This window comes from Kitasatospora sp. NPDC058190 (genome assembly GCF_042883685.1).
GTDB lineage: Bacteria > Actinomycetota > Actinomycetes > Streptomycetales > Streptomycetaceae > Kitasatospora.
The window spans coordinates 1-17,300 of record NZ_JBHVVI010000105.1; the positions used below are offsets into that span (position 1 = coordinate 1).

Consider the following 17,300-nt stretch of genomic DNA (forward strand, 5'->3'; position numbering starts at 1 on the left):
CCGGTGACGTGTTCGCCGCCGAGGACCGGCTCGGCACCTGGCGGCACCTGCTGGTGGCGGTCCGCTCGCCGCGGCGGATCTTCGCGGCGAAGGCTCTGGCGAGCGCGACCGTGCTCGTGCTGCTGGTGGCCGGGTTGGTGGCCGCGAGCACGGTCGGCGGGCTGGCGGCGGTCGGGAACCGGCCGCTGGTCGGCGTCGACGGGCACCTGCTGTCGCCGTCGGAGGCGGCCGGGAGCGTACTGCTGGCGTGGGGGTGCGCGCTGGCGCCCACGCTGGCGCTGGCGGCGATCGGGCTGCTCGGCTCCGTCATCCTGGGGCGCTCGCCGATGGGGCTGCTGGTTCCCGCGCTGGCGGCGGTCGCGATGCAGCTCGCCCAGATGCTGCCGCTGCCCGTGGCGCTGCGGCTCGCGCTGCCCGGCTACGCCTTCGTCTCCTGGAACGGGCTGTTCGCGGACCCGGCGCGGCTCGACGAGCTGCTGATCGCCGTCGCGGTCAGCCTGGTGTGGGTCGTGGTGGCGACGGCGGCGGCCTATCGGCTGTTCGTGCGGCGGGACTTCACCAACGGCAGCGAGGACGGCACGGGGCGCCGCGCGCTCGCCTTCGGCGTGCTGCCGCTGGCCGGGCTGCTCGTGCTGACCTTCGGGGCGGTCGCGGCGGCCACGCCCTCGACGGGTTCGGGGATCTCGCAGGAGAAGGTGCAGCGGTCGGTCGCGACCGTGTTCGCGCACCTGTACCGGCTGCAGACCGAGCAGCTGCGCCGCCCCGCCGTCACGGAGGACCAGCTGCGGGTCACGGCGGCGTGCGACCGGAGTGACGGCCAGGTCGACCCAGAGGGTCCGGGCAACGACTGGCGCTGCGTCGTCACCTGGCACCTGCCCGGGACGGCCGCGCCGGGAACGGCGGTCTACCAACTCGACGTGGCCTCGGACGGCCGGCTGATGGCCGACGGTGACGGGCCCAAGGAAGTGAACGGCTACTTCCTGGTGCACACCCCGACCGGGGACGCGCCGAACCCGCTGTGGCAGTTCGACGGTCAGGTCACGCTGCTCTCCGCCCCGACGAACTGAACGGCCACAGCGGCCGCGACACACCCGATGAAGTCAACGAACCAACCCAACGAAGGGCTGACGCCATGCAGGTAACGCGTCGTCGACGCGTCCAGAAGGACCACTTCGTCCTTCTCGGTCGGCGTGCGAGCCGCCGGGCCACTCTCGCCACGGCGTGCATCACGGCGGTGGCCGTGGCCACGGGCACGGCTTTCGCGACCACCCACCAGTTCGGCACCGACCAGGTCGGCCAGGTCACCGCCGACGGCCAGGTCATCTCCAGCGACCAGTACCTGGCCCCGTACGGGGATCGGCTGGTCATCGACAACGGCAAGATCATGGCGTCCCGGGTCAGCCCGGACGGCGGTCACCTGGCCGCCTCGGTCGCCGACGGCGACGCCTCGCTGGTCGTGGTGGACCTGAAGACCGGCAAGGTGCAGCAGCGCGTCGGCAAGGCCAAGGGCGACGACCTGCACCTGACCGACGGCTCGGTCGGCCAGGAGGCTCCGGTGTACTCGCCGGACGGCTCGCAGCTGTGGCTGGGCCAGCTCAACGGCTACACCAGGTTCACCGTGAACGCCGACGGCTCCCTGGCCAACCCGGTGACGGTGGCGATCCCGGCCGACGGGGACAAGCACGCGCTGGCGTCCGGAGCGGTGTTCTCCGCCGACGGCAAGACGGTGTACGCGGCGGTCAACGGGCAGAACCGGGTGGTCGCGATCAACGCGGCGACCGGAGCGATCGGGCAGAGCTGGACGGTCGGCAACGCGCCGCGCGGCATCGTGCAGGTCGGCCACAAGCTGTACGTCGGCAACGAGGGCGGGCGCCCGGCCACCTCCGACGACGACACGATCAACTCCTACGGCACCCAGGTGGTGGCCGACCCGGACACCGGTGCCACCACCACGGGCACCGTCAGCGTGATCGACCTCGCGGACCCGTCCGCCGCCGTCGGCACCATCGAGGTCGGCCTGCACCCGACGTCGCTGTACGCCAAGAACGGGACGCTGTTCGTCACCGACACGAACAGCGACGAGGTGTCGGTCATCGACACCGCCCACGACAAGGTGGTGCAGAGCATCTCCACCAAGCCGTGGCCGGAGGCCTCGGTGGGCTACGAGCCCACCGCCGTGACGCTCACCGACGACGGGCACCTGCTGGTCACCCTCGGCCGGGCCAACGCGGTGGCCGTCTACCGCTACAGCGGTGCGCAGGAGCCGGTCAGCTACGTCGGCCTGCTGCCCACGGACTACTTCCCCGCCGAGATCACCACCGTCGGCTCGAAGGTGGTCGTCTCCAACACCCGTGGCATCGACGCGCGGCGGCCCAACAGCACCGGCGCGCACAACACCCACGACACCACGTCCAGCCTGACCCAGTTCACGCTGCCCGGCGACCGTGAGATCCGCTCCCAGACCGCCAAGGTCTTCCGGCAGAACGGTTGGACCAGCGGATCGGTGCAGACCGCCGGCCGGCACAAGGCCAAGCCGGTGCCGGTGCCGACGCGGATCGGCGACCCGTCGACGATCAAGCACGTCTTCCTGATCGTCAAGGAGAACCGCACCTACGACCAGCTCTTCGGGGACCTGGCCAAGGGCAACGGCGACCCGAAACTGGCCCAGTTCGGCGCGAACGTGACGCCCAACCAGCACGCGCTGGCCGAGCAGTTCGGGCTCTACGACAACACCTACGACATCGGCACGAACTCCGCCGAGGGCCACAACTGGCTGATGCAGGCCGACAACCCGGAGTACACCGAGTCCTCGGCGGGCGAGTACGAGCGCAGCTACGACACCGAGGACGACGGCCTGGGCCACCAGCGGTCGGGCTTCCTGTGGACCGGCGCGCAGGCGGCCGGCCAGGACGTGCGGGACTTCGGGGAGTTCCACCAGTTCCTCACCAAGCCCGACGGTGCGAGCTGGCAGAACCTGTACTGCGACGCGAAGACCATGGACGCGAACGGGCAGGACACCGCCTACCCGCTCAACTCCTCGTCGCCGATCCCCTCGCTCAACGACGTGTCGGTGCCCGGCTTCCCCAAGTTCGACCTGGACGTGCCGGACCAGTACCGGTACCAGATCTGGAAGCAGGACTTCGAGCAGAACGGCCCGGCGAACCTGAACATGCTGTGGCTGTCCAGCGACCACACCGGCGGTCCGGCCAGCCCGGCCGCGCAGGTCGCCGACAACGACCTGGCGGTCGGCAAGATCGTCGACGAGATCTCGCACAGCGAGTACTGGAAGGACTCGGCCGTCTTCGTGGTCGAGGACGACTCCCAGGCCGGCCTCGACCACGTGGACGGCCACCGCGCCCCGATCCAGATCATCAGCCCCTGGGCGCAGCACGGGGCCGTCGACAGCCGCTACTACTCGCAGATCACGATGATCCGCACCATCGAGCAGATCCTCGGGATCCACCCGATGAACCAGAAGGACAGCGCGGCCAGCCCGATGGCCACGGCCTTCACTGACAAGCCGGACTTCACGCCGTTCACCGCGGTGCCCAACCGGACCTCGCTGACCGACGGCCTCAAGACGCCGCCCGCGTGCGGCGTCGACGTGCCTGGGCAGCAGGACCGCGGCGCGGCCGCCGCCCCGGTGACGACCGCGCCGCCGGCGGCGGAGCGCGCCGTCGCGGACCAGTGGGACACCTGGAAGTCCAAGCAGCGCCTGACCGGCCCGAACGCCGCGCCGGACCGCGCGAACCCGGCGCAGATGAACCACCTGACCTGGTACCAGACCCACAACTGGACCACCCCGTACCCGGGCGAGAGTGAGATCCACGCGCCGCAGGACGTGCCCGGCGCGTACCTGCCGTCCGCGGAGAACGACGGCTGATCCGGTTCTGATCCGACTCCGATTCAGCCCCGATCGCGCTGGGGAACCCTGATCGGGCCCCGGGCCGGTACCACCGCCCTTGGGTTCTCGAGATCGTTGCAACACCTCAGCCGGGGAGTGCGATGACCTTCGAGATCCGTGGGATCCGGGCGAATCGCAGCACCGGGCCTCTGGTCCGTGAGCGGGAGGAATGCTTCCGGCTCATGGACCAGAGGCCTGAGCACTGCGGAAGCGTGCCGACGTGTGGGGATCGACCACCGGACGAGAAAACGGTGGCGCAACAGCGGCCGCCGAGGCCGACCTCGCGGCACTGGCGCGACGGCGCACGGGTTTCTGAATGTAGCGGCTATAGATCTTGAGGTCGGTGGAGTGTTCGGGCGTGTCGTGCCGCCGGGTCCCGTCAGGTCGCTTGTGACAAAGCTTCCCGGAGCAGGAGAGAATCCAGCGCATGGATGACGCGTTCACACTTCTTCGGCGGGCTGTCGACCTACTGCCTGAGGACGCCGTGGCGGAGAACGGCCAGACGGTCGGCAATGTTCGCGAGGAGATCGCGCTCCAGGAATGGGAGATGGCGCTCGACGTGCTGATCGAGATCGCCGACGTCCATCCCGTGTCCACCGTCTTCTGGGAGATGCTCGCCGAGGCTGCCCGGCAGATGATGCTCGACCGCAGCCGCCGTTGGTGCGAGTGGCGGGGCTGGGAGGTCATGCACGGCACCGTTCGCGCGACGCTGACCCTGCTGGGAACCGACGAGGGCGGACGCCAGAGTGCCTTCTCGGGGGATGGCCGGCTCAGGCCGCTGTGGGACATCGGCAACAGCACCGCAGACGGGCAACGAGATCTGAACATCGCAAGGCTTTGGGTGGAGTTCGCGCCGCAACTCGGCCCCGGAGAGACGGCTGACGTTCGCCTGGCTCCCCTGCAGCCCGAGCACTGGCGGCATCTGAAACCCGGTGACGTGATAACCATGCACGAGGCCCAACCTCTCGCCGGCATCGCCGAGATCATCGAAATGCTGCCGCCTCGCGTCTGAGGCAGCCGGACAGACATGGGGCCGATACGCCGCAGGGGATCACGGAAGGTCACCAGCAGGCTGGGCTCCCTGGGCTCCCGCGAACCCACAACCTACGTGATCCATGAGTGTGGCCGACCGCCTTCCGCCTCGGGAGCCGCGCCTACTCGCGCTTGATCCGGAGCCTCAGGCTGGGACGACGAAGGACAGGAGAAACGTCGGCGAGAACGAGAAGAGCGTCGAGCTCAGGCGGGCGGTGCGGTGCGCGCGCGAATGCGGTGTGCGGTGCGCAGCCCCTGCTTGGCGGTGGTTGCCACCAGGCCGCCGAGGGTGGTTCTGGCGAGGTCGTGGGCGGCGAGGCGTTCCAGTACGGGCAGGGCCCGGTCGTCGGCGGTGGAGCCGAGGGCACGGCAGGCCAGTGCCCGCAGGTCCGGGTCGGGGTCGCTGGTGAGGGCGATCAGGTCCTCCACCACCGGCGGGCCGAAGGCGGCGATCGCTGAGGCGAGATGCCCGGCCTTGGGGTTGCGGCGTTGCGTCATCGTTTGCCAGAGCACGGCGAGCGCCTGGTCGCCGCCGATCTCGCCGAGGGCCTGGGCGGCCCTGCTGCGCACCCAGTCGGTCTCGTCGTTGAGCCGGGCTGCCAGGGCGGGTACGGCGGTGCGTTCCTCGAGGAGGCCGAGCGCCTCGCAGGCGCCCTCGCGGACCATCGGGTCGGGATGCTCCAGCAGACCGGTGACCAGCGGAACGGCCCGGCGGAAGCCGAGTTCGGCGCAGGCGAGCGCCGTCCACCGCACCCCGCGGTGCCCGGTGTCGGCGAGCGCGCGCAGCAGGCCCGGCTCGAGGCTTTTGTCGCCGAACAGGGCGATCCGGTTGAGTGCCTTGGTCCAGACGGTGACGTCCTGCGTCCGGTGGTCGGAGGCGACCTCGGACAGGGCCGCCCGGGCCTGCGGGTGGCCGAGCTCGGCCCACTCCAGCAGCGCGTCGATCGCCCGCAGCCGGGTCGTGCGGTTCCCGCGCAGCTCGACGGCGTGGACGGTGACCAGGGACGCCGGTCCGTCCGGCGGGTGGCCGAGCGCGTCCCCGAGCGGGCCGGCGAGCGGCGGTTCGAGCTCGCCCAGCCGCAGGGCCAGCGGGCCGATCCGGGTGCCGACGTCCGCGTCGTAGCGGCCGTCGCCGCGCAGGTTGGCGGCCAGCTTGGCGACCGTACGGAACAGCGGCCATGCGCGGTCGGACGGGACGTGGGCGAGGGCGTCGAGCCGGCCGGACATCGCCGCGGCAAGGGCGGTCGGCGGGCGACCGGTGGCCCGCAGGACCGCCTGCGCCCAGGCGAGTGGTTCGCTCTGACGCTCGTACAGCTGGCGACCCCACAGACGGAGGACGGCGTCGCAGTGGTCGGTCATCCCAGGATCGTGCCAGCAGGGACGTCGGCGGCCAACGGGTTTTCCCCACGTGGTCGGGACGTGAGGGCATTGAAAGGTCTGTGCTGGGCCTCGAACCGGGCTTGCTGCGCGTGCTCGCCGACACAGGGCACCGAAGGCGGCGCGCGCCCGACCTCGTGAACTCCGGGCGGGCCGAGATTCGCCGTCTGCCGGCAGCTGGACCCCGCCGCTTTGCTCCCGACCGCGGCCACAATGTGGCACGGTCCCTACGGCGTCGGCGCCATCAGGGGCACGCCCGCCGGTGTCGGTACGTGCGTCGCGGCCACCCGTGTGTGGGACGACCTCCTCAAAGCCGTCCCACTGATGCGCCGGTCCCGCTGGACTTCCCGCTGCCGGGCCGTCGACCAGGTCACATGGAGAAGCCTCACCGGAGTACTACGGCATCGAGATGCTGGGGAATCCGCCGGGGCGGACGAACGTGGTGGAGTTCCCATCGCTGGTGCAGACGACACGGGTGGGGAAGCCCTCGCCGGGGAGCCGCCGTCGAGACCGCGCTCAAGGGTTACGGCTTTGGGCGCCTGGCGCTGAAGAAGCAGTACACGCCGGTCGACTGGACCTGGCTGGACAGCGCCGCACGGGTGTTCCACCACTGAGCGCACGCACCCGAACTCCCGTGGGCCCGGCGCGTCCGGCCCCGGCAGCGCGACCCCGGCGGCTGTTGCCCGCGCGGTGGGCCCCGGAGCGGAGGACCGCGTTCTCGGGTGAGAGCCGATGCGCGCGGAGCGCGGCCGTGTGCCGGGGTGTCGCCGCGGGCACGCTCGGGGCGGGGAGGGACGCCATGGTCTGGGTCAGCGGGTTGCCCGGGGTGATGCTCGGGTTGTTCGGCGGCGCCGTCGGCGCGGTGGGAGCGGCGGCCGCCGGTGCGTTCTGGCGGCGGATCACGGTCGGCGGGCGGGTGCGGCCGGACGGGCGGACGGCCACCGCCCGGTGCGTCGAGGTCCGGCGGGTCACCGAAGGACCGCGCCTGCGGCGCCGCCGTTGGCCCGCGCGGCCGGTCCTGGTGTTCACGACCGAGGACGGCCGGGAGATCGAGCTCGTGGACCGCTCCGGCCGGTGGCGCCGGATCGATGACGAGGTCCAGGTGTACTACCGGCTCTCCCGGCCCGAGCGCGCGGTCCTCGTCCCGCCGAGCACCATGCCGCTCCTGGTGGCCATGGCCTTCGGCCTCCTGCCCGCCCTGGGCCTGGCCTGCCTGGGGCTGGTGCTGTTCGTCCAGGGAGACCTGGCGGGAGCGGGGTACCGGTGACCGCCCGTCAGGCCGCCCGTCAGGCCGCCCTTCAGGCGGCCGCGACGGTCTCCAGCTGTGCCGGACACCCCGCCGGTGCCGGAGGCGGGCGCACGCGGCGGGATCAGGCGAACGGGAGGTACCAGGGGCGCTTCAGTGGCGGCAGCCGGTCGGCGAAGAAGGCCGACACCTGGGCGAGTTGCGCCGCGTCGAAGGCGTGCTGCGGAATGAAGGCGACGGCCTTGTTGGTCTGTTGCAGGTACCAGAAGCCGGACCGCGCGGTCACCTGGCGGTACGCGCTCCAGGCGACCTCGGCCTGGCTGACGGCGGTGCTGAGGGCGTAGTTCTGGTCGGTGATCCGTACGGTCCAGGGCTCGGCGAGGAGCGGAGCGCTCTTGCGGGCGGCCTGGCGGACGACGACCAGTTCGGCGAACGCGAGGATCACCGGACCGGTGATCACCAGCCAGATCCTCGGCTCGGTGCCGACAAGCAGGGTGAGCAGGCCCACCATGAAGAACAGGACACCGAAGACCGAGATGCCTCGGACCGCCGGGCTGTTGCGTATCGCTGTGCGGAAGTCGGCCTCGGTCAGCCGGAACGTCGCGGTGATGTCCATGAGGAGTCGTCGGTTTCTCTCGGTGTTGCGGTCGGTGGCGAAGGATCGCCCCCGGCCCGTCCTGTCGACGTGCGGCCCGCCGTCGCACAGGCTGCCCGTCGTGCTGCCGGGCATTGCGTGACGCGGCGCAGCCGCGCGGTCGGGCGTGGTTCAGTGGTTCACCTGGTGATGTCGCCGTCCGGTACGTCCCGGATGGCGACCTTCTCTCGCCGCTGGTCCAGGAGCTCGGCCGCCACGTCACCGATCCCCTTCGTGTCGCCCGTCGGTTCGGGGCCCATCGGTGTACCGCTCGACGGCCTTCTCGAGGTACGAGGGGTTCCAGGCGCCGACGGCCCCGCTGACATCGACGGCCTTCACCGGCCGGTGGCCGATCGCGGCCCTGACCGAGTTGACCGCCTCGGTGGGGGCCGGTCCGTGCGCCGCTGAGCCGGTCACCGCCCTTGGACGTTCGCCGACCGTCCGAGTCGCCACAAGCGACGTGTTGACGATGCCCGAGCCGAGGACGACGGATCCGACCGGGACTCAGGCCCTCCGCTCCTGGAGGACACCGAGGTCAACCGGTGTGCCGGGCGGCGGCCGGCAGCGGTTCGACCCCGACGATTCGGCGGATTCGGGTGGGCTCGATGAACACGGTGACCCGCCGCTCGCCGGGAATGCGCCAGCCGTACTCTTCGACGCCGAGGTATTTGTGGGCGAGGCGGTCCATCTGCCGGTCGGCCTGCTCACCGGTCACGAACTCGACGGCCCGGCCATGGATCTGGATACGGTCGTACGGATCGGCCAGATCGGAGTTGGAGAGGCAGACGCGGGGGTCGTGGCGAAGGTTGCGCTCCTTGATCCGGCCGATGGAGGTGTTGAAGAACACCCGTTCACCCTCCAGACCGATCCACATCGGGGTGACGTGCGGGGCGCCGTCCACCCCGGTGGTCGCCACGAACCAGATCCGCGGCTCCGCCACCCGTGCCCGGATGTCCTCCGTCCAGATGCCCACCGGCCACCCTCTCACCTCGTTCCCAGAGCGGTCCCTGACCGGTGCCCGCCCACCCGATGTTGCCTCAGAGTAGCGAGCCCGGCCCGAATGAACACGAGCAGTGCCAGGAAGGCCGCGGGCGGATGCGGCACTCCACCGCCGATCCGGCCGAGGCCGTTGCCGCAGTGCGCCAGGGGTCCGATTGTCCGTCAACGGCCAACGGGCAAAGCCGCAGGTCGGTACCGGACCATGCGATTGTCCGGCGGGACGGACCGGACAATGGGGGTGCTGCGCTGGGACGAGCGCCTCGGTACGCAGTGGAGGCGGATCGGCGGCCCCGCCGGCCACCTGTACGCGAACGGCGGGGACCTCCGCATGCCGGGCAGCATGGCCGCGACCTGCGGCGAAGCCGGTCGACACCGATCCTCCGCCGGCGCCCAAGGCACCTCCGCGCCCGTACCCGGCCCGCTACGAGGCGGGGGCGGGGCGGATGCCCAGGCCGGGCCGGCGGCGGTGGACGGTGAGGTAGACCAGGCCGTCCGCGTCCGCGGCGAGGGCCCGGCGGGCGCCGTGCGGCAGCCAGGCGGTGCACCCGGGGGACAGGGTCTGGCGACCGTTGTCCGTCTCCAGGCGGCCGCTCCCGCCGAGCACCTGGACGAGGACGTCGAGGTCCGGCTCCACGTGCTCGGCGACCTCCGCGTTCGGCGGCAGGCGGATGATGTTCGCGTCCAACTGGCGCCCCTCCTCGGCGAGTCGCCACAGCGCCCCGCTCCGGTCGGCCGGAGCGTCGTGGAGCAGCGACTCCAGCTGGGTGAGCACACCGGGCCCGGGGTTGGGCGTCAACGCGGCCTCCTGCAGGTGAGTGGGGTACGGCGGGATCGACCTGCGGATTCTACGGAAGGGCGGGTACGTCCGGTCAGTCGTCGGCGAGCAGCCGGGCGACGGCGGCGTCGACGTCGAGGTGGTCCGACTCCGATCCCGCGGGCACCAGCGCGAAGGACTCCGAGAGGAACGCGGTGACGGCCTCCCCCGGGGCGCTGAGCACGGCCGCGTTGCCGGTGGGCCCCTGCAGGGTGATGAGGACCTCGCCCTCCGGACCCGGACGGACCTTCACGTCGCCGCGGCCGACGGGCTCGTGCCGGCCCTCGTTCAGCAGTTCGCGGCTGAAGTACCAGCACACCTGGGCGCCGTCGCCGGTGCACCGGCACGGAGTCAGCGGAAAGGCCAGACAGGCGGCGTACGGCAGGCTGGCGTCGAAGCGGAGTTCGGCGTCGACCGGGACGTCGGGCAGCGCACTGTCCGGGAACGTGACGGGCACCGGGCGGACCGTGGACAACTGCATCGAATCGGCCTCCTATGATCACACCGGCCGGCCCGGGCGGACCGGCGCACCTGAGGGGCGCCTACCCGGTGCGCCGAGGGGCACCGCGCGGGGCCGGAACCTCCACAACCCCTTCGCACACCGCGAGCGGACCGGCCTCGCGCGGCTCGAGCCCTGGACCTCACCGTCACCCGTGGGAATGAAACACCGGACTGTTCGGAGGGCTTGGCCTGGCGGTGGGGGCCCTGTCCGCCAGGATCCTCGGCATACGTGCTCGGGTCAGTGCCCCCCTTCCCGAACGGAGCCCCGACATGACCAGCCCCCGCTCCTTCCGGGCAGCCGCCGCGCTCCTGCGCCCGGCCGTCCTCACCGTCGGCTGACCGGCCATGGTCCTTCCGGAAGGCCGAAGGCCCACCCACCTCGTGCTGCGCCTGCTGGCCGCCGCCGGACTCGCCGTGGACGCGGCCGTCCACGCCCGGCTCGCCGACCAGTACGACGCCGTCGGTGACTCCCTCACCCAGGGCACGCTGTTCCGCGCCGAGGCCGCCGCCGCCAGCCTGGCCGTGGTCCTCGTGCTCCTCTGGCGGCGCCGGTCCGGCGACCTCTTCGCCTGGCTGGTCGCCGCCTCCGGGCTCGGCGCGCTGCTGCTCTACCGCTACGTGGACGTCGGCGCCCTCGGACCGCTGCCGAACATGCACGAGCCGGTCTGGTTCGGCGACAAGACGCTCGCCGCCTGGGCCGAGGGGGTCGCCACCGCGGCCCTCACCGTGCTGCTGCTCGGTCGCCGCCGGCGCCGGATCTGAGCGGGCGCCGCCGCCCCGCCGCCCGAGTGAACGGGCGGCGCGGCGGGGCGGCCGGGCCGGGGGCCGGGCGGGTGCGGGGTCATGATCTCCGGGTTCCCGGAGGCCCTCACCGTCGGAGGCGGACATGCGGATCCTGCTCCTCGCCAGCGCGTTCAACAGCCTCAGCCAGCGGCTGCACGCCGAGCTGCGTGACCGGCGCCACACGGTGGACTTCCAACTGGCGGGTGATGACGACGAGTTGGTGGACGCGGTTGACCGCCTGCGGCCGGACCTGGTGCTCGCCCCGATGCTGCGCACGGCGATCCCGCAGGACGTCTGGTCGGAGTTCACCTGCCTGATCGTCCATCCCGGCCCGCCGGGGGACCGCGGCCCCTCCTCCCTCGACCGGGCGATCCAGGACGGCCGCACCGAGTGGGGCGTCACCGTGCTCCAGGCCGAGGCGGAGATGGACGCCGGACCGGTCTGGGCCTGGGCCCCCTGCCGGCTGCCCGCGCGCGGCAAGAGCGACCTGTACCGCAACGAGGTCTCCGACGCGGCCGTGGCCGCCACGCTGCTCGCCGTGGAGCGCGTCGCCTCGGGCGCGTACGTGCCGCAGCCGCAGCACGGCCCCGGCTGGCGGGAGGCGGTGCGCACCCGGCCCTTCCTACGCCAGCAGGAGCGCCGGATCGACTGGGCGGGCGACTCCACCGAGGCGGTGCTGCGCAGGCTCCGCGCGGCCGACTCCCAGCCCGGGGTGCTCGACACGCTGTGCGGCGGCGAGTGGTACCTGCACGGCGGCCACCGCGAGCCGGTGCTGCGCGGCCGGCCGGGCGAGCTGCTCGCCACCCGGGCCGGGGCGGTGTGCCGGGCTACTCCGGACGGCGCAGTGTGGATCCCCGAACTTCGCCGCCGCCGCACGCCCGGCGGGCCCGCCACGTTCAAGCTCCCGGCGGTGACGGCCCTCGGCGCCCTGCTGCCGCCGCTGCCGGAGGCGGCGGCACCGCTGGTGCCCGGTGAGCACGAGGGCCCGGCGTGGTCGGACATCCGCTACCGCGAGGACGGCCCGGTGGGCTTCCTGCGCTTCTCGTTCCCGGGCGGGGCGATGTCCACCGACCACTGCCGACGGCTGCTGGCGGCGTACCGCTTCGCCGCCGCCCGCCCGACCTCGGTGCTGGTGCTCGGCGGCGGCCGGGACTTCTTCTCCAACGGCATCCACCTCAACGTCATCGAGGCCGCGCCGGACCAGGCGGCCGAGTCCTGGGCCAACATCACCGCGATGGACGACCTGGTCGGCGAGGTGCTCACCACCACCGACCGCCTGGTGGTCGCCGCGGTCGCGGGGAACGCCGCGGCCGGCGGCGTGATGCTGGCCCTGGCCGCGGACGAGGTGTGGTGCCGGGGCGGTTCCGTCCTCAACCCGCACTACCGGCTGATGGGGCTGTACGGCTCGGAGTACTGGACGTACACCCTGCCGCGCCGGGTGGGCGCGGCGGCGGCCGAGCGGCTGACCCGGCAGGCGCTCCCGGTGTCGGCCTCGGCCGCCGAGCGGACCGGCCTGGTCGACCGCGTACTGGACTGCGGGCCGGAGGAGTTCGGGCCGAGCGCGGCCCGCCTGGCCGGGCTGCTCGCGGCCTCGCCCGCCACCCAGCACCGGATCACGGCGAAGAAGGCCGCACGCGAGGCCGACGAGCGGGCGAAGCCGCTGGACGCGTACCGGGAGGAGGAGCTCGCGGTGATGCGCCGGCAGTTCTTCACCCCCGAATCGCCGTACCACGCGCTGCGGTCCGCGTTCGTCCGCAAGTGCCCAGCGCCCGCCGGGCCGGCCGCGCGGACGTGACCCGAACGGCCCCGCCCGCTTGCGTCCCCCCGGGGAACCCGGTCGGGCCTTTGGAACGGCGTTGAATCCGATCGGTTGCTATGACTGGTTTCGAGCCATTTCGTCCGGCTCCCATCCCCGAGGAGGCATCCTCATGGGTGCTGCAACAACCGACACCGACGTCGTGCACATTCTCTGGATCAACGCCGGCCTCAGCTGTGACGGCGACTCCGTCTCGCTGACCGCCGCGATGCAGCCGAGCATCGAGGAGATCGTCACCGGCGCGCTGCCCGGCCTGCCCAAGGTCGCGGTGCACTGGCCGCTGATCGACTTCGAGTGCGGCCCGGCCCAGGGCGCGGACAACTTCGTCGAGTGGTTCTTCAAGGCCGACCGCGGCGAGATCGAGCCGTTCGTCCTGGTCGTCGAGGGGTCCATCCCCAACGAGAGGATCAAGAAGGAGGGTTACTGGTGCGGCTTCGGCGACGATCCCGCCACCGGCCAGCCCGTCACCACCAGTGAGTGGCTCGACCGGCTCGCCCCCAAGGCGACCGCCGTGGTGGCGATCGGCACCTGCGCCACGTACGGCGGCATCCACGCGATGGCCGGCAACCCGACCGGCGCGATGGGCGTGCCGGACTACCTCGGCTGGGACTGGAAGTCCAAGGCCGGACTCCCGATCGTCTGCGTGCCCGGCTGCCCGATCCAGCCCGACAACTTCGCCGAGACGCTCACCTACCTGCTCTACCAGCTGGCCGGTTCTGCGCCGATGATCCCGCTCGACGACAAGCTGCGCCCCACCTGGCTGTTCGGCGCCACCGTGCACGAGGGCTGCGACCGCGGCGGCTACTACGAACAGGGTCAGTTCGCCACCGACTACGGCACCCCCGAGTGCCTGGTGCGGCTCGGCTGCTGGGGCCCGGTCGTCAAGTGCAACGTCGCCAAGCGCGGCTGGATCAACGGCGTCGGCGGCTGTCCGAACGTGGGCGGCATCTGCATCGCCTGCACCATGCCGGGCTTCCCGGACAAGTTCATGCCCTTCATGGACCCGCCGCCCGGCTCACGGATCTCCTCCGGTACCAGCTCGGCGTACGGACCGCTGATCCGGCGGCTGCGCGCGATCACCCAGAAGACCGTCGACAAGGAACCGAAGTGGCGCCGCACCGGCCGCCACCTGACCACGGGTTACCGCCCGCCCTGGTGACAGGGGGGCCGCACACCGCCCCGGTGTGCGGCCCCGTCGACCTCCGCCCCGCTCGTAGACCCCGTAGACCCCCTAGACCCCGTAGACAAGGACACGCAGACACGATGGCAACACCGACGACCAGGGCGGCCGGCGACGGCAGTGGCCTGACGGAGATGTCCTGGGACCCGATCACCCGGATCGTGGGCAGCCTGGGCATCCACACGAAGATCGACTTCAAGCAGAAGAAGGTCGCGGAGTGCTACAGCACCTCCTCGGTCTTCCGCGGCTACAGCGTCTTCATGCGGGGCAAGGACCCGCGCGACGCGCACTTCATCACCAGCCGGATCTGCGGGATCTGCGGCGACAACCACGCCACCTGTTCGGTCTACACCCAGAACATGGCGTACGGGGTGAAGCCCCCGCACCTCGGCGAGTGGATCATCAACCTCGGCGAGGCCGCCGAGTACATGTTCGACCACAACATCTTCCAGGAGAACCTGGTCGGGGTCGACTACTGCGAGAAGATGGTCCGTGAGACCAACCCCGGCGTCCTGGAGCTGGCCGAGCGCACCGAGGCCCCGCACGCCCGCGACCACGGGTACAAGACCATCGCCGACATCATGCGCTCGCTCAACCCGATCGAGGGCGAGTTCTACCGCGAGGCGCTCCAGGTCAGCCGGTACACCCGGGAGATGTTCTGCCTGATGGAGGGCCGCCACGTGCACCCCTCCACGCTCTACCCGGGCGGCGTCGGCACGGTCGCGACGGTGCAGCTGTTCACCGACTACCTGACCCGGCTGATGCGCTACGTCGAGTTCATGAAGAAGGTCGTGCCGCTGCACGACGACCTCTTCGACTTCTTCTACCAGGCGCTGCCGGGCTACGAGGAGGTCGGCCGGCGCCGGGTCCTGCTCGGCTGCTGGGGCAGCCTCAACGATCCGGACCACTGCGACTTCACCTACCGCAACATGACGGACTGGGGTCGCAAGATGTTCGTCACCCCCGGTGTCATCGTGGACGGCAAGCTCGTCACCAACGACCTGACGCAGATCAACCTCGGCATCCGGATCCTGCTCGGCAGCTCCTACTACGAGGACTGGCAGGGCAAGGAACTCTTCGTCACCCACGACCCGCTGGGCAACCCCGTCGACCCCCGGCACCCGTGGAACCAGCACACCATCCCGCAGCCGCAGAAGCGCAACTTCGACGACAAGTACAGCTGGGTGATGTCCCCGCGCTGGTTCGACGGCAAGGAGCACCTCGCCCTCGACACCGGCGGCGGCCCGATCGCCCGCCTGTGGTCCACCGCCCTGTCCGGGCTGGTCGACATCGGCTACATCAAGGCCACCGGCCACAGCGTCCGGATCAACCTGCCCCGCTCGATGACCAAGCCCGAGGTCACCTTCGAGTGGAAGATCCCGCAGTGGAGCAACGCCATCGAGCGCAACCGCGCCCGCACCTACTTCCAGGCGTACGCGGCCGCCGCCGCCCTGCACTTCGCCGAGAAGGCGCTCGACGAGGTCCGCGCCGGGCGCAGCCAGACCTGGGAGCGCTTCGAGGTGCCGGACGAGTCGATCGGCTGCGGTTTCACCGAGGCCGTGCGCGGCGTGCTCTCGCACCACATGGTGATCCGCGACGGCAAGATCGCCAACTACCACCCGTACCCGCCCACCCCGTGGAACGCGAGCGTCCGCGACAGTTACGGCACGCCCGGCCCGTACGAGGACGCGGTGCAGAACACGCCGATCTTCGAGGAGAACTCCCCGGAGAACTTCAAGGGCATCGACATCATGCGCGCGGTGCGCAGCTTCGACCCCTGCCTGCCCTGCGGGGTGCACATGTACGTCGGCAACGGGCGCACCCTGCAGACCATGCACGTGCCCACCGGCCTGAGCGGGCTCACCGCATGACGGCCGAGCAGACCGGGCTGCGGATCCAGGAGGCGCTGGACGCCCTGGCCGACAGCGGCGCCGAGCGGGCGGGCGAGCAACTGGTCCGCGACCTGATGGAGTTCTACGGCGAGGGCCTGAGCCGGCTCGTCCCGGCCCTTCCCCCGCCCGCCCTGGAGCGGATGCTGGACGACCCCGCCGTGGCCGGGCTGCTGCTCCTGCACGACCTGCACCCCGAGGACGTCACCGCCCGGATCGACCGGGCGCTCGCCGCCCTGCCCGAGCGGATCGAGGTGCTCGGCTTCGAACCGGCCACCGGCACCCTGCGGCTGCGCCGGACCGCCTCCGGCTGCGGCTGCGGGGAGCAGGACGTCGAGGCCGTCCTCGCCTGCCACGCGCCCGAGGTGACGGCCCTGGAGCTGGAGCGCGCCCCGCAGCTGCTCCAGATCGGCACCCGCCCGCCGCTGCCCGCGGAGGCGCGGTGAACACCCGAAGGGTCGCCGGCGACGGGACCGCCCTGCTGCGCCGACTGCGCGAGCCGGCGCCGCCGCGGCCCGAGCAGTGCGCCTTCTGCGGCCAGGACCTGGCCGCCGGCCACCGCCACCTGGTGGACGTCGAGGACCGCTCCCTGGCCTGCGCCTGCACCGCCTGCGGCCTGCTGTTCCAGCAGCCCGGCGCGGCCGGCGGCCGCTACCGCAGCGTGCCGGACCGCTGCCTGGCGGACCCGGACGGTGCGGTGGACGAACGGGCCTGGTCGGTGCTGGGGATCCCGGTCGGCACCGCGTTCCTGTTCCGTGACGCCGTGCTGGACCGGGTGCTCGCGTTCTATCCCGGCCCGGCCGGCGCCACCGAGAGCGAGGTGGACGAGGAGGCCTGGGAACGCGCCCTCGGCGGCAGCCGCCTGGCCGCGGCCATGGAACCGGACGTGGAGGCACTGCTGCTGCGCCGCACCGACCGGCGGGTCGAATGCTTCCTGGTGCCGATCGACCTCTGCTACGAGCTGGTCGGCCGGCTGCGGCGGTGCTGGCACGGCTTCGACGGCGGGGCCGAGGTGCGGGCCGAACTCGACGCCTTCTTCGAGCGGTTGGCCGCCCGGGCCCGCCCGCTGCCCGCGGCGGTGACGGCGTGAGCGAACGAAGTGAGCGAACCATCGAGAGGTGCGGG

General features: G+C 71.9%; 15 protein-coding genes. 10 read left to right on the forward strand and 5 right to left on the reverse strand.

The annotated features are described in order from the left end of the window. The 3 genes from ACFVWU_RS34705 to ACFVWU_RS34715 all read left to right on the forward strand — a co-directional run. Positions 1-1,067: ABC transporter permease (locus tag ACFVWU_RS34705; protein ID WP_387628243.1), on the forward strand; the 1,067-nt coding region annotated here is incomplete at its 5' end. A 65-nt stretch (positions 1,068-1,132) separates the two neighbouring features. Further along, complete coding sequence (locus ACFVWU_RS34710; protein WP_387628245.1) at positions 1,133-3,883, forward strand: alkaline phosphatase family protein; 2,751 nt, start codon at positions 1,133-1,135, stop codon at positions 3,881-3,883. Positions 3,884-4,331: 448 nt separating this feature from the next. Continuing rightward, positions 4,332-4,916: a hypothetical protein gene (locus ACFVWU_RS34715; protein ID WP_387628248.1), complete on the forward strand. Its 585-nt coding sequence runs from the start codon at positions 4,332-4,334 to the stop codon at positions 4,914-4,916. A 224-nt stretch (positions 4,917-5,140) separates the two neighbouring features. On the opposite strand, the gene ACFVWU_RS34720 is transcribed toward ACFVWU_RS34715, so the two are convergent. Then, complete coding sequence (locus tag ACFVWU_RS34720) at positions 5,141-6,295, reverse strand: HEAT repeat domain-containing protein (protein WP_387628250.1); 1,155 nt, start codon at positions 6,293-6,295, stop codon at positions 5,141-5,143. An 817-nt stretch (positions 6,296-7,112) separates the two neighbouring features. On the opposite strand from ACFVWU_RS34720, the gene ACFVWU_RS34725 reads away from it, so the two are divergent. Continuing rightward, positions 7,113-7,580, forward strand: a complete 468-nt coding sequence (locus ACFVWU_RS34725) for a DUF3592 domain-containing protein (protein ID WP_387628252.1) — start codon at positions 7,113-7,115, stop codon at positions 7,578-7,580. Positions 7,581-7,683: 103 nt separating this feature from the next. Here the strand turns inward: ACFVWU_RS34725 and ACFVWU_RS34730 are convergent, their stop codons facing one another. From ACFVWU_RS34730 to ACFVWU_RS34745, 4 genes are all read right to left on the reverse strand, one after another. Continuing rightward, on the reverse strand, positions 7,684-8,289 hold the full coding sequence (locus ACFVWU_RS34730; protein WP_387628254.1) for a YcxB family protein: 606 nt from the start codon (positions 8,287-8,289) through the stop codon (positions 7,684-7,686). A gap of 439 nt (positions 8,290-8,728) precedes the next feature. Beyond that, positions 8,729-9,166: a PPOX class F420-dependent oxidoreductase gene (locus tag ACFVWU_RS34735; RefSeq protein ID WP_387628256.1), complete on the reverse strand. Its 438-nt coding sequence runs from the start codon at positions 9,164-9,166 to the stop codon at positions 8,729-8,731. Positions 9,167-9,613: 447 nt separating this feature from the next. Continuing rightward, positions 9,614-9,988, reverse strand: a complete 375-nt coding sequence (locus tag ACFVWU_RS34740) for a cupin domain-containing protein (RefSeq protein ID WP_387628257.1) — start codon at positions 9,986-9,988, stop codon at positions 9,614-9,616. A gap of 73 nt (positions 9,989-10,061) precedes the next feature. Continuing rightward, positions 10,062-10,487, reverse strand: coding sequence for an SsgA family sporulation/cell division regulator (locus ACFVWU_RS34745; RefSeq protein ID WP_387628260.1), 426 nt, complete (start codon positions 10,485-10,487; stop codon positions 10,062-10,064). A gap of 365 nt (positions 10,488-10,852) precedes the next feature. On the opposite strand from ACFVWU_RS34745, the gene ACFVWU_RS34750 reads away from it, so the two are divergent. From ACFVWU_RS34750 to ACFVWU_RS34775, 6 genes are all read left to right on the forward strand, one after another. After that, the gene (locus tag ACFVWU_RS34750) at positions 10,853-11,269 is read left to right on the forward strand and encodes a hypothetical protein (RefSeq protein WP_387628262.1); all 417 of its coding nucleotides are present in this window, start codon (positions 10,853-10,855) and stop codon (positions 11,267-11,269) included. A 124-nt stretch (positions 11,270-11,393) separates the two neighbouring features. Continuing rightward, complete coding sequence (locus ACFVWU_RS34755; protein WP_387628265.1) at positions 11,394-13,085, forward strand: hydrogenase maturation protein; 1,692 nt, start codon at positions 11,394-11,396, stop codon at positions 13,083-13,085. A gap of 133 nt (positions 13,086-13,218) precedes the next feature. After that, entirely contained in the window at positions 13,219-14,265 is a 1,047-nt protein-coding gene (locus tag ACFVWU_RS34760) for a hydrogenase expression protein HypE (RefSeq protein ID WP_387628267.1), read from the forward strand. Between the two features lie 104 nt (positions 14,266-14,369). Continuing rightward, positions 14,370-16,157 carry a nickel-dependent hydrogenase large subunit gene (locus ACFVWU_RS34765; protein WP_387628269.1) on the forward strand — a complete coding sequence of 596 codons (1,788 nt, stop codon included), beginning with the start codon at positions 14,370-14,372 and terminating at the stop codon, positions 16,155-16,157. Further along, positions 16,154-16,621 carry a thioredoxin gene (locus ACFVWU_RS34770; protein WP_387628272.1) on the forward strand — a complete coding sequence of 156 codons (468 nt, stop codon included), beginning with the start codon at positions 16,154-16,156 and terminating at the stop codon, positions 16,619-16,621. The genes ACFVWU_RS34765 and ACFVWU_RS34770 overlap by 4 nt, the downstream gene beginning before the upstream one ends. Next, complete coding sequence (locus ACFVWU_RS34775; RefSeq protein WP_387628274.1) at positions 16,618-17,265, forward strand: DUF5947 family protein; 648 nt, start codon at positions 16,618-16,620, stop codon at positions 17,263-17,265. The genes ACFVWU_RS34770 and ACFVWU_RS34775 overlap by 4 nt, the downstream gene beginning before the upstream one ends. Positions 17,266-17,300 lie beyond the last annotated feature (35 nt).

Coding starts and splice junctions, on each gene's coding strand:
- ACFVWU_RS34760 (WP_387628267.1), top strand. CDS start 13,219: ATGGGTGCTGCAACAACCGACACCGACGTCGTGCACATTCTCTGGATC.
- ACFVWU_RS34750 (WP_387628262.1), top strand. CDS start 10,853: ATGGTCCTTCCGGAAGGCCGAAGGCCCACCCACCTCGTGCTGCGCCTG.
- ACFVWU_RS34720 (WP_387628250.1), bottom strand. CDS start 6,295: ATGACCGACCACTGCGACGCCGTCCTCCGTCTGTGGGGTCGCCAGCTG.
- ACFVWU_RS34755 (WP_387628265.1), top strand. CDS start 11,394: ATGCGGATCCTGCTCCTCGCCAGCGCGTTCAACAGCCTCAGCCAGCGG.
- ACFVWU_RS34725 (WP_387628252.1), top strand. CDS start 7,113: ATGGTCTGGGTCAGCGGGTTGCCCGGGGTGATGCTCGGGTTGTTCGGC.
- ACFVWU_RS34715 (WP_387628248.1), top strand. CDS start 4,332: ATGGATGACGCGTTCACACTTCTTCGGCGGGCTGTCGACCTACTGCCT.
- ACFVWU_RS34745 (WP_387628260.1), bottom strand. CDS start 10,487: ATGCAGTTGTCCACGGTCCGCCCGGTGCCCGTCACGTTCCCGGACAGT.
- ACFVWU_RS34730 (WP_387628254.1), bottom strand. CDS start 8,289: ATGCCCGGCAGCACGACGGGCAGCCTGTGCGACGGCGGGCCGCACGTC.
- ACFVWU_RS34770 (WP_387628272.1), top strand. CDS start 16,154: ATGACGGCCGAGCAGACCGGGCTGCGGATCCAGGAGGCGCTGGACGCC.
- ACFVWU_RS34765 (WP_387628269.1), top strand. CDS start 14,370: ATGGCAACACCGACGACCAGGGCGGCCGGCGACGGCAGTGGCCTGACG.
- ACFVWU_RS34710 (WP_387628245.1), top strand. CDS start 1,133: ATGCAGGTAACGCGTCGTCGACGCGTCCAGAAGGACCACTTCGTCCTT.